The organism is Nocardioides sp. B129/18 (genome assembly GCF_055282735.1).
The window spans coordinates 1-10,706 of record NZ_JBUZJI010000046.1; the positions used below are offsets into that span (position 1 = coordinate 1).

Annotated in this window: 7 protein-coding genes; 6 read left to right on the top strand and 1 reads right to left on the bottom strand. The window is 70.3% G+C overall.

Going from position 1 to position 10,706, the window contains the following annotated elements; genetic code table 11:
* Positions 1 to 78 precede the first annotated feature (78 nt).
* Positions 79 to 2,289: a RelA/SpoT family protein gene (locus ACZDWJ_RS19295; protein WP_463523756.1), complete on the top strand. Its 2,211-nt coding sequence runs from the start codon at positions 79 to 81 to the stop codon at positions 2,287 to 2,289.
* Positions 2,290 to 2,454: 165 nt separating this feature from the next.
* On the opposite strand, the gene ACZDWJ_RS19300 is transcribed toward ACZDWJ_RS19295, so the two are convergent.
* Entirely contained in the window at positions 2,455 to 3,681 is a 1,227-nt protein-coding gene (locus ACZDWJ_RS19300) for a DUF349 domain-containing protein (protein ID WP_463523744.1), read from the bottom strand.
* A 72-nt stretch (positions 3,682 to 3,753) separates the two neighbouring features.
* Here ACZDWJ_RS19300 and ACZDWJ_RS19305 point away from each other — a divergent pair, with 72 nt between their 5' ends.
* The 5 genes from ACZDWJ_RS19305 to ACZDWJ_RS19325 all read left to right on the top strand — a co-directional run bounded on the left by ACZDWJ_RS19305 (position 3,754) and on the right by ACZDWJ_RS19325 (position 10,642).
* Positions 3,754 to 4,464, top strand: coding sequence for an MBL fold metallo-hydrolase (locus tag ACZDWJ_RS19305; RefSeq protein WP_463523746.1), 711 nt, complete (start codon positions 3,754 to 3,756; stop codon positions 4,462 to 4,464).
* 5 nt (positions 4,465 to 4,469) lie between these two features.
* The gene (hisS, locus tag ACZDWJ_RS19310) at positions 4,470 to 5,843 is read left to right on the top strand and encodes a histidine--tRNA ligase (RefSeq protein ID WP_463523748.1); all 1,374 of its coding nucleotides are present in this window, start codon (positions 4,470 to 4,472) and stop codon (positions 5,841 to 5,843) included.
* Complete coding sequence (gene aspS / locus ACZDWJ_RS19315) at positions 5,840 to 7,624, top strand: aspartate--tRNA ligase (RefSeq protein ID WP_463523750.1); 1,785 nt, start codon at positions 5,840 to 5,842, stop codon at positions 7,622 to 7,624. The genes hisS and aspS overlap by 4 nt, the downstream gene beginning before the upstream one ends.
* A gap of 146 nt (positions 7,625 to 7,770) precedes the next feature.
* Positions 7,771 to 8,805: an ABC transporter permease gene (locus ACZDWJ_RS19320; RefSeq protein ID WP_463523752.1), complete on the top strand. Its 1,035-nt coding sequence runs from the start codon at positions 7,771 to 7,773 to the stop codon at positions 8,803 to 8,805.
* A 121-nt stretch (positions 8,806 to 8,926) separates the two neighbouring features.
* Entirely contained in the window at positions 8,927 to 10,642 is a 1,716-nt protein-coding gene (locus tag ACZDWJ_RS19325; RefSeq protein WP_463523754.1) for an ABC transporter substrate-binding protein, read from the top strand.
* The last annotated feature ends 64 nt before the right edge of the window (positions 10,643 to 10,706 follow it).

The window sequence follows — 10,706 nt, forward strand, 5'->3', positions numbered from 1 at the left end:
ACCGCCGCGGCCCGCGGGGCCGCCGTCGCCCCGGCCGGCGCCGCGGGCGGCCGCTCGGTGCGAGCCCGCCTGGCCCGCATGGGCACACGCAGCCAGCCCACCAACCCGGTGCTCGAGCCGCTGTTCCGCGCCGTCCGCGCCAACCACCCCAAGGCCGACCTCGCGCTGCTGGAGCGGGCCTACGTCACCGCCGAGCGCATGCACGGCACCCAGATGCGCAAGAGCGGCGACCCCTACATCACCCACCCGCTCGCGGTCACCACCATCCTCGCCGGCATCGGCATGACCGAGCCGACGCTGGCCGCGGCGCTCCTCCACGACACGGTCGAGGACACGCCGTACACCCTCGAGGAGCTGCGCTCGGACTTCGGCGACGAGATCGCCCTGCTCGTCGACGGCGTCACCAAGCTCGACAAGGTCGTCTACGGCGACTCCGCACAGGCCGAGACGATCCGCAAGATGATCGTCGCGATGTCGCGCGACATCCGGGTCCTCGTCATCAAGCTCGCCGACCGGCTGCACAACATGCGCACCCTGCGCTTCGTGCCGCAGGCCAGCCAGGAGCGCACCGCGCGCGAGACCCTCGACATCTACGCACCGCTCGCCCACCGCCTGGGCATGAACACCATCAAGTGGGAGCTCGAGGACCTCGCCTTCGCGACGCTCCACCCCAAGATCTACGACGAGATCGTGCGCCTGGTGGCCGAGCGCGCCCCCTCCCGCGACCAGTTCATGGCCGAGGTCATCAGCCAGGTCGAGGCCGACCTGCGCGAGTCGAAGATCAAGGCGAAGGTCACCGGGCGTCCGAAGCACTACTACTCGATCTACCAGAAGATGATCGTCGGCGGCCGGGAGTTCTCCGACATCTACGACCTCGTCGGCATCCGCGTGCTGGTCGACGAGATGCGCGACTGCTACGGCGTCCTCGGCATCCTGCACTCGCGGTGGAACCCGGTGCTGGGCCGGTTCAAGGACTACGTCGCGATGCCGAAGTTCAACATGTACCAGTCCCTGCACACCACGGTGATCGGCCCGCAGGGCAAGCCGGTGGAGATGCAGATCCGCACCTTCGGGATGCACCGCCGCGCCGAGTACGGCGTCGCGGCGCACTGGAAGTACAAGGAGGACGGCCGCGCCGGCGTCGACACCGAGAAGCGCGGCGACCTGGAGGACATGTCCTGGGTGCGCCAGCTGCTCGACTGGCAGAGCGACGTCGAGGACCCCGGCGAGTTCCTGGAGTCGCTGCGCTTCGAGATCAATCGCGCCGAGACCTACGTCTTCACCCCGCGCGGCGACGTCATCGCCCTGCCGGCCGGCTCCACGCCCGTCGACTTCGCCTACGCCGTGCACACCGAGGTCGGTCACCGCACCATCGGCGCCCGCGTCAACGGCCGCCTGGTCTCGCTCGACTCCACCCTCGAGAACGGCGACGTCGTCGAGGTCTTCACCTCCAAGGCGCCGACGGCCGGTCCCTCGCGCGACTGGCTGGCCTTCGTCCGCTCGCCCCGGGCGAAGTCCAAGATCCGCCAGTGGTTCACCAAGGAGCGGCGCGAGGTCGCGATCGAGCAGGGCAAGGAGCAGATCGCCAAGCTCATGCGCAAGGAGGGCCTGCCCCTCAAGCGCCTGATGTCGCACGAGTCGCTCATGCAGGCCGCCGAGCACTTCAAGCTCGCCGACGTCTCCGCCCTCTACGCCGCGGTGGGGGAGAGCAACCTCTCCGCGCAGGCTGTCGTCCACCGCGTCATCGAGGCCCACGGCGGCAGCGAGGGCGCGCAGGAGGACCTCGCCGAGGCCATCACGATCACCAGCCGGCGCGGGCGGCCGAAGGTCGCCTCCGGCGACCAGGTCGGCGTCATCGTCAAGGGCTCGCCGGACGTGTGGGTGAAGCTGGCCAAGTGCTGCACCCCGGTGCCGCCCGACGAGATCCTCGGCTTCGTCACCAAGGGCGGCGGGGTCTCGGTGCACCGCGGCGACTGCACCAACGCCTCCGAGCTGCGCACCCAGCCCGAGCGACTCCTCGAGGTCGAGTGGGCCCCGAACAGCAAGTCGACGTTCCTGGTGAACATCCAGGTCGAGGCGCTCGACCGCGCCCGCCTGCTCTCCGACATCACCATGGCGCTCTCCGACGCCCACGTGAACATCCTCTCCGCGCAGCTCTCGACCACCCGCGACCGCATCGCCAAGAGCCGGTTCACCTTCGAGATGGCCGAGACGATGCACCTCGACAGCGTGCTGCGCTCGGTGCGCAACGTCGCCGGGGTCTTCGACGCCTACCGCGTCACGCAGTAGTCGTCTGTGGAGGAACTCCCGATTGGTCAGGGGAAGTTGGGCGTCAGAGCCCCCAACTTCCCCTGACCATTGAGAAGTTCCCCGGTCAGCCGGGGAACTTCTGGGTCCCCGACGCCACGAGGGCCCCGCACCGTCACCGGTGCGGGGCCCTCGTGCGCGTGCGGCTCAGCCGAAGTCGGCGCTGGCGCGGCGCGCGGTGTCGAGGAAGAGGCGGCGCGAGGCGAGGTTGTCCTCGAGCTCGGCGACCTTCTTCTCCTGGCCGGCGGCGCGGGCCTTCTCGAGATCGGCCTCGACCTTGGCGATCGCGGCCTCGAGCTTGGTGATCATGTCGTCGGCGCGAGCGGACTTCTCGGGGTCGGAGCGGCGCCACTGCTCGTCCTCGACGCCGCGGATGGCCTGCTCGACCTTGCGGAAGCGGCCCTCGAGGTCCTTCATGCGGTCGCGGGGCACCTTGCCGGCGGCGTCCCAGCGGTCGGCGAGGTCGCGGAAGGCGCGCTTGGCGGCGTCGAGGTCCTCGACGGGGAGGATCGCCTCGGCCTCCACCAGGAGGGCCTCCTTGACCTCGGCGTTGGCGGCGAACTCCTCGTCCAGCGCGGAGTTGGCGGCGTCGCGGGCGCCGAAGAAGGCGTCCTGGGCGCCGCGGAAGCGCTTCCAGAGCGCGTCGTCGACCTCGCGGGGCGCGGGGCCGGCGTCCTTCCACTGACGCATGAGGTCGCGGTAGCGGCCCGCGGTGACGCCCCAGTCGGTGGAGGTGGAGAGCGCCTCGGCCTCCTCGGCCAGCCGCTCCTTGATCACGCGGGCGCCCTCGCGGCGCTCTGCCTGCTCGGAGAAGTGCGCCTTGCGGCGGCGGGTGTAGGAGGTGCGGGCCGAGGAGAAGCGACGCCACAGGGCGTCGTCGGAGGCGCGGTCGAGCCGCGGGATCTTCTTCCACTCCTCCAGGAGGTCGCGCAGCCGGTTGGCGCCGTTGCGCCAGTCGTTGCCCAGCGCGAGCCGCTCGGCCTCGGCGACCAGGCGCTCCTTGGCCTCCTTGGCCTCGGCGCTGCGGGCGGCCCGCTCGGCCCGGCGGGCCTCGCGCTGGGTGGCGATGACCGGGGCGAGGGCGTCGAGGCGGGCCTCGAGCGCGACGAGGTCGCCGACGGCGTTGGCGCCGCCCACCTGGGTGCGGACGGTCGCGACCGACTCCGTGGCCTCCTCCGGCGAGAGCTTGCCCGAGGCCACGCGCTGCTCCAGCAGCCCCACCTCGAAGGCGAGGGCCTCGTAGCGCTCGGTGAAGAACGCCAGAGCCTCCTCCGGCGTGCCCTCCGGATACTGTCCGACGGCTCGCTCGCCCTCGGCGGTCCGCACGTAGACGGTGCGGTCGTCGTCGACTCGGCCCCACTCGTTGCTCGTCACACCGTCATGCTAGTGCGCGCCCCCCGAGGTCTCGCCCCTGGTCCGACCCGACGCATGCCCTAGGCTGGCGCGGTGCTGATCGCCGGCTTCCCCGCAGGTCCCTGGGGCACCAACTGCTATGTCGTGGCCACCTCCGCGGGCAGCGAGTGCGTCGTCATCGACCCCGGCAAGGACTCCGCCGCCGGCGTCGCCGAGATCGTCCGCGAGCACCGCCTCAAGCCCGTGTCGGTGCTCGTCACGCACGGCCACGTCGACCACATGTGGTGCGTGGCGCCGGTGGCCGGCACCTACGACGCCACCGCCTGGATCCACCCGAGCGATCGGCACCTGCTCAGCGACCCCATGGCGGGCATGTCGCGCGAGACCACGCAGATGCTGCTGGGCGGGGCCTACGAGTGGGCCGAGCCCGACGACGTCCGCGAGCTCTCCGACGCCCAGGTGCTCGAGCTCGCGGGGCTGCGCTTCGTCGTCGACCACACGCCGGGCCACACCGAGGGCTCGGTCACCTTCCGCACCCCGTACGACGCTCCCGAGGTCTCGGAGGTCATGTTCTCCGGCGACCTCCTCTTCCAGGGATCGATCGGTCGCACCGACCTGCCCGGCGGCGACCACCCCACCATGCTGCGCTCGCTCACCACGAAGGTCCTGCCCCTGGCCGACGACGTCGTCGTCCTGCCGGGCCACGGCGAGCAGACCTCCATCGGCCGCGAGCGCGTGACCAACCCCTACCTGCTCGAGCTCCAGGAGGACGGCTCGGCGGGACGAGTGACCCGAGGTCTGTGACACCCATGGCCAAGCCCACCCCGCTCAGCGGGTTCCCCGAGCTGCTCCCTGCCCAGCGGATGGTCGAGCAGCAGGTGACCGACACCCTGCGGCACGTCTTCGAGCTGCACGGGTTCGCGAACGTCGAGACCCGTGCCGTCGAGCCGCTGGACCAGCTGCTCCGCAAGGGCGACACCTCCAAGGAGGTCTACCTCCTGCGTCGCCTCCACGAGGAGTCCGCCGAGGGGCACGCCGGTCTCGGCCTGCACTTCGACCTCACCGTGCCGTTCGCGCGCTACGTCCTGGAGCACGCGGGCCACCTGGAGTTCCCCTTCCGGCGCTACCAGATCCAGAAGGTGTGGCGCGGCGAGCGCCCCCAGGAGGGGCGCTACCGCGAGTTCACCCAGGCCGACATCGACATCGTGGGCCGCGACGAGCTCGGCTTCCACCACGACGTCGAGGTCGCCCGGGTCATGCTCGACGCCCTGCGCCGCCTGGACTTCCTGCCGGCCTTCCGCCTGCAGGTCAACAACCGCAAGCTCATTCAGGGCTTCTACAGCGGGCTGGGCGCCACCGACACCGACGAGGTCATGCGCGTCGTCGACAAGCTCGACAAGCTCAGCCCCGAGAAGGTGCACGGGCTCCTCGTCGACGAGGCCGGGCTCACCGGCCAGCAGGCCGACGCCTGCCTGGCGCTGGCCACGATCCGCTCCACGGACGACTCCTTCGTCGAGCGCGTGCGCGGGCTGGCGGGGGAGCACGGCGTCGAGCACCCGCTGCTCGACGAGGGCCTCGAGGAGCTGGCCGCCCTGATCCGCGGCTGCGCCCCGCTGGCGGCGACCTCGGAGAAGGTCACGATCGAGGCCGACCTCTCCATCGCACGCGGACTCGACTACTACACCGGCACCGTCTTCGAGACCCGCCTGGCGGGCCACGAGTCGCTGGGCTCGATCTGCTCGGGCGGCCGCTACGACGCCCTGGCCAGCGACGGCCGCACCACCTACCCCGGTGTCGGCATCTCGCTCGGCGTGAGCCGTGTCGTCGTCCCGCTGCTCGGCGCCGGCGCGATGGTCGCCGACCGCAGCGTCCCGAGCGCCGTGCTGGTCGCGCTGCTCGACGAGGAGTCGCGCGCCGCCGCCGACGCGCTCGCCGACGCCCTGCGCGAGCGCGACATCCCCTGCGAGGTCGCGCCGAGCCCGCAGAGGCTGGGCAAGCAGATCCGCCACGCCGAGCGGCGCGGCATCCCGTTCGTGTGGTTCCTGCAGGCCGACGGCACCCATCAGGTCAAGGACATCCGCAGCGGTGAGCAGGTGGACGCCGACCCGGCCACCTGGACACCATCCACCCAGGACCTGCGACCGCAGGTCGTCATCGCACCACTCGAGGAGACCCACCCGTGATCCGCACCCACGACGCCGGCGCCCTGCGCGCCGAGCACGCAGGCCAGACCGTCACCCTCGCCGGGTGGGTGGGCCGTCGTCGCGATCACGGTGGCGTCGCGTTCCTCGACCTGCGCGAGGCCAGCGGCGTCGTCCAGGTGGTCGTGCGCGACGAGGAGGTCGCCCACAGCCTGCGCAGCGAGTTCTGCCTCAAGGTCACCGGCCAGGTCTCGGTGCGCCCCGAGGGCAACGCCAACCCGAACCTGCCCTCGGGCGAGATCGAGGTCATCGCCAGCGAGGTCGAGGTGCTCAGCACCTCCGCGCCGCTGCCCTTCCCGATCGACGACGCCGCCCAGGGCGGCGGCGAGGTGGGGGAGGAGACCCGGCTCAAGTACCGCTACCTCGACCTGCGTCGCAGCGGCCCGGCCGCGGCCATCCGGCTGCGCTCGCGGATCAACGCCGCCGCCCGCGAGGTGCTCGGAGCCCGCGACTTCGTCGAGGTCGAGACCCCCACCCTCACCCGCAGCACCCCCGAGGGCGCGCGCGACTTCCTGGTGCCCGCGCGCCTGCGCCCGGGCAGCTGGTACGCCCTCCCGCAGAGCCCCCAGCTGTTCAAGCAGCTGCTCATGGTCGGCGGCGTCGAGCGGTACTACCAGATCGCGCGCTGCTACCGCGACGAGGACTTCCGCGCCGACCGGCAGCCGGAGTTCACCCAGCTCGACATCGAGATGAGCTTCGTCGAGCAGGCCGACGTCGTCGAGCTGATGGAGGCCGTGCTCACGCGGATGTGGGCCGAGATCGGCTACGAGATCCCCACCCCCATCCCACACATGACCTACGCGGACGCGATGCGTCTCTACGGCTCCGACAAGCCCGACCTGCGCATGGGTCAGGAGCTCGTCGAGTGCACCGAGTACTTCGCCGAGACGACCTTCCGGGTCTTCCAGGCCGAGTACGTCGGCGCCGTCGTCATGCCCGGCGGTGCCTCGCAGCCCCGCAAGCAGCTCGACGCCTGGCAGGAGTGGGCCAAGCAGCGCGGTGCGCGCGGTCTGGCCTACGTGCTGGTGGGCGAGGACGGCGAGCTCGCCGGCCCGGTCGCCAAGAACCTCTCCGACGCCGAGAAGGCCGGTCTGGCCGCCCACGTGGGCGCGCAGCCGGGCGACTGCATCTTCTTCGGCGCCGGCGCCACGAAGTCCACCCGCGGCCTCCTGGGCGCCGCGCGCCTGGAGATCGGGCGTCGCTGCGGCCTGATCGACGAGTCGCAGTGGGCCTTCGTGTGGGTCGTCGACGCCCCGCTGTTCGAGCCCGCCTCCGAGGCCGTGGCCTCCGGCGACGTCGCGGTCGGCGCGGGCGCCTGGACGGCCGTCCACCACGCCTTCACCTCCCCGCAGGACGTCGACGGCTTCGACGCCGACCCCGGGAACGCCCTGGCCTGGGCCTACGACATCGTCTGCAACGGCGTCGAGCTCGGCGGCGGGTCCATCCGAATCCACCGCGACGACCTGCAGCGTCGGGTCTTCAAGGTCATGGGCATCGACGAGGACGAGGCGCAGGAGAAGTTCGGCTTCCTCCTCGACGCCTTCGCCTTCGGCGCCCCGCCGCACGGCGGCATCGCCGTGGGCCTGGACCGCATCTGCGCGATGCTGGCCGGCGCGGAGTCGATCCGCGAGGTCATCGCCTTCCCGAAGTCCGGCGGCGGGTACGACCCGCTCACGGCCGCGCCTGCGCCGATCACCGAGCAGCAGCGCAAGGAGGCCGGTGTCGACGCCGCCCCGGCGGAGGATGTCGTCCCGGACGCCTGATCGGCCGCACGAATCACCGGTGCCTCGTCCCACTGGTCGAGACCAGATCGTTACTCGTGGGTGATCGCCTTTCGGTGAAGTGCTCGCCTAGAGTCGCGGCGGGCCGTGATCCGGCCCGGAAGTGACGGCGCGACGACGAGGTGAGCATGACGATCCAGGCGACCGATCTGGCCCGCGGGGACTCCGTGGCCGACGGCCCCGGCGAGGAGACCGCAGCCGTCGAGGGGCGTTCGCCCCTCGCGCTGGCGCTGTCCCGGTTCCGCAAGGACCGCCTCTCGATGATCTCGTTCTCGATCGTCGTGTTCTTCTTCCTCCTCGCGATCGCCTCGCCGATCCTCACCTACCTCGGGGTGCTGCAGCCGGAGAAGAACAACGCCGACCTGCTGAACGGCTACTACCCCAAGGGCGACTTCTACGGCATCAGCTGGGCGCACCCGCTCGGCGTCGAGCCGGGCGTCGGCCGCGACCTGCTCTCGCGCGTGCTGCTCGGTCTGAGCATCTCGGTCACGATCGCGGTCGCGGCGGCGATCCTCACCGTCGTCATCGGCACGGTGCTGGGCATCATCTCCGGCTTCGCCGGCGGCGTCGTCGATGGCGTGATCGGCCGCTTCATCGACCTCACCCTGGCCTTCCCGGCCACGCTGATGCTGCTGGCGCTGAGCCAGGTCGTGGTCGACCGGATGCGCAAGGGCTTCGACCTCTTCTGGGTCGGTCCCCACGTCAGCGTCCCCGACGGCCCGAACGGCTCGATCGTCAACGGCGCCTACATCGTGCTGGTGCTCGCCGCGTTCGGCTGGCCGCCGGTGGCGCGACTCATCCGCGGCCAGGTGCTGACCCTGCGCGAGCGGGAGTTCGTCGACGCCGCGATCCTCATGGGCGCCTCGAAGCGACGGATCTACTTCAAGGAGATCCTGCCGAACCTCTGGGCACCGCTGCTGGTGTACTTCACCCTCCTGTTCCCGTCCTACGTCTCGGCGGAGGCGGCCCTGAGCTACCTCGGCGTCGGCATCAAGCCCCCGACGCCCACGCTCGGCAACGTGCTGAACTCCTCGGTCAACTTCATCACCGCCGACCCGGTGTTCTTCTACACCCCCGCCATCCTCATCGCGGTGCTCGTCATCGCCTTCAACCTCCTCGGCGACGGCGTGCGTGACGCCCTCGATCCGAAGGGGAACCGCTGACCCCCACGGTCAACGGATCCAGCTCTTTCCACTGGAAAGGCGCCGACTCCGGGTCGGCACATCTCACCCTCGAAGGAGAACCATGGGTACGACTAGGAACCGTCTGCTCGCTGCAGTCGCGGTGACCGCCCTCGCGGGCAGCCTCGCGGCGTGTGGCGGGGACTCGGGCGGCGGCGCCTCGAACAAGGCCGACCGCACCGAGGCCGTCAAGGGCGGCACGCTGAACTACTACTTCGCCGGCACGATCGACCACCTCGACCCTCAGCGCGTCTACGTCGGTCTCGACATCGCGAACCTGAACAAGACGGTGTACCGCAGCCTGGTCTCCTTCCCCGCCGGCGAGGAGGACCCGGAGAAGGGCACCGAGCTCATCCCGGACCTCGCCACCGACACCGGCAAGGCCACGAACGACGGCAAGACCTGGACGTTCACCATCAAGGACGGCGTCAAGTGGCAGGACGGCAAGGCCATCACCTGCGATGACTTCAAGTACGGCGTCTCGCGCACCTTCGCGGTCGACACCATCACCGGTGGTCCGAACTACATCATCAACTACCTCGACGTCTCCGCGGACTACAAGGGCCCCTACGGCAACGACAGCTCCGCTGCGGCCAAGGCGAGCTTCGACAAGGCGATCACCTGCGACGGCAACACGATCACCTACAACTTCAAGAAGCCGTGGGTCGACTTCGGCCTGGCCATCGCCTCGCTGCCCGCGCTCGGCCCCTACCGCGCCGACCAGGACAAGGGCGACAAGTCCAACTTCTCCATCTTCTCCAACGGCCCGTACATGCTGCAGGGCACCTGGAACCCGGACAAGGGCGGCACGCTCGTCCGCAACCCGAACTACGACGTCAAGACCGACGACACCCGCATCCGCGAGGCGAACCCGGACGAGATCGACTTCCAGTACGGCTTCGACCCCGAGACCAACGTCGCGGTCAAGAAGATCATCGAGGACCAGGGCGCCGACGCCAACGCGATCACCGCCTCGAACATCACCCCCGACCTGTTCCCGAAGATCACGGGCGCGGTGGCGGACCGGGCGGTCAACCTGGCCTCGCCGTACAGCAACTACCTGGTGCCGAACTTCAAGCGCCTCAAGGACCCGGCCGTCCGCGAGGCCCTGGCCGCCGCCACCAACAAGGCCGCGTTCGCGCAGGCCCTCGGTGGCGACCAGGTCGCGAAGATCACCTCGACCATCGTCAACCCGCAGGTCCCCGGCTACCAGGAGAACCCTGCGTTCGCCGGCGACGGCAAGGGCGACGTCGACAAGGCGAAGAAGATCCTCGCCGACGCCGGCGTCAAGACCCCGGTCAAGATCAAGCTCACCTACCCGCTGGGCTCCAACGCGCGCAACAACGCCTTCGCCGCGCTCAAGGACACCTACGACTCGGCCGGCTTCGACGTGACCCTCGACGGTCTCGACCCCGCCACCAGCTACTACCCGACCATCCAGAACCCGGGCTCGGACTCCGACCTGATCTACGGTGGCTGGGGTGCTGACTGGCCGTCCATCTCGACGGTCATCCCGCCGCTGTTCGACGCTCGCATCAACCTGACGTCCAAGACCTCCAACGGTCAGGACTACGGCAACTACGACAGCGACGAGCTCAACGGCCTCATCGACCAGGCCGCCTCGGCGACCGACGTCGACGCTGCCAACAAGATCTACGAGCAGGCCGACGAGCTTCTCGGCAAGGACGTCGCCTACATCCCGCTGTTCGTCCCGCAGAACTACTTCATCCGCGGCTCGAACATCGAGAACTACGTCACGGGCGTGGGCACCTCCGGGTACCCCGACCTGGGCGTCATCTCGCTGAAGGACGGCAAGTGACCTCACGGTGACCGCCGGTCGTCGCTCAGCGTCAGCTGGGTGACCGAAGGCTCCGCAGCACTGC

Bases quoted from the DNA above. Each gene is read 5' to 3' on its own strand.
- ACZDWJ_RS19295 (WP_463523756.1), top strand. From the start codon at position 79: ATGGGCACACGCAGCCAGCCCACCAACCCGGTGCTCGAGCCGCTGTTC.
- hisS (WP_463523748.1), top strand. From the start codon at position 4,470: ATGGCCAAGCCCACCCCGCTCAGCGGGTTCCCCGAGCTGCTCCCTGCC.
- ACZDWJ_RS19320 (WP_463523752.1), top strand. From the start codon at position 7,771: ATGACGATCCAGGCGACCGATCTGGCCCGCGGGGACTCCGTGGCCGAC.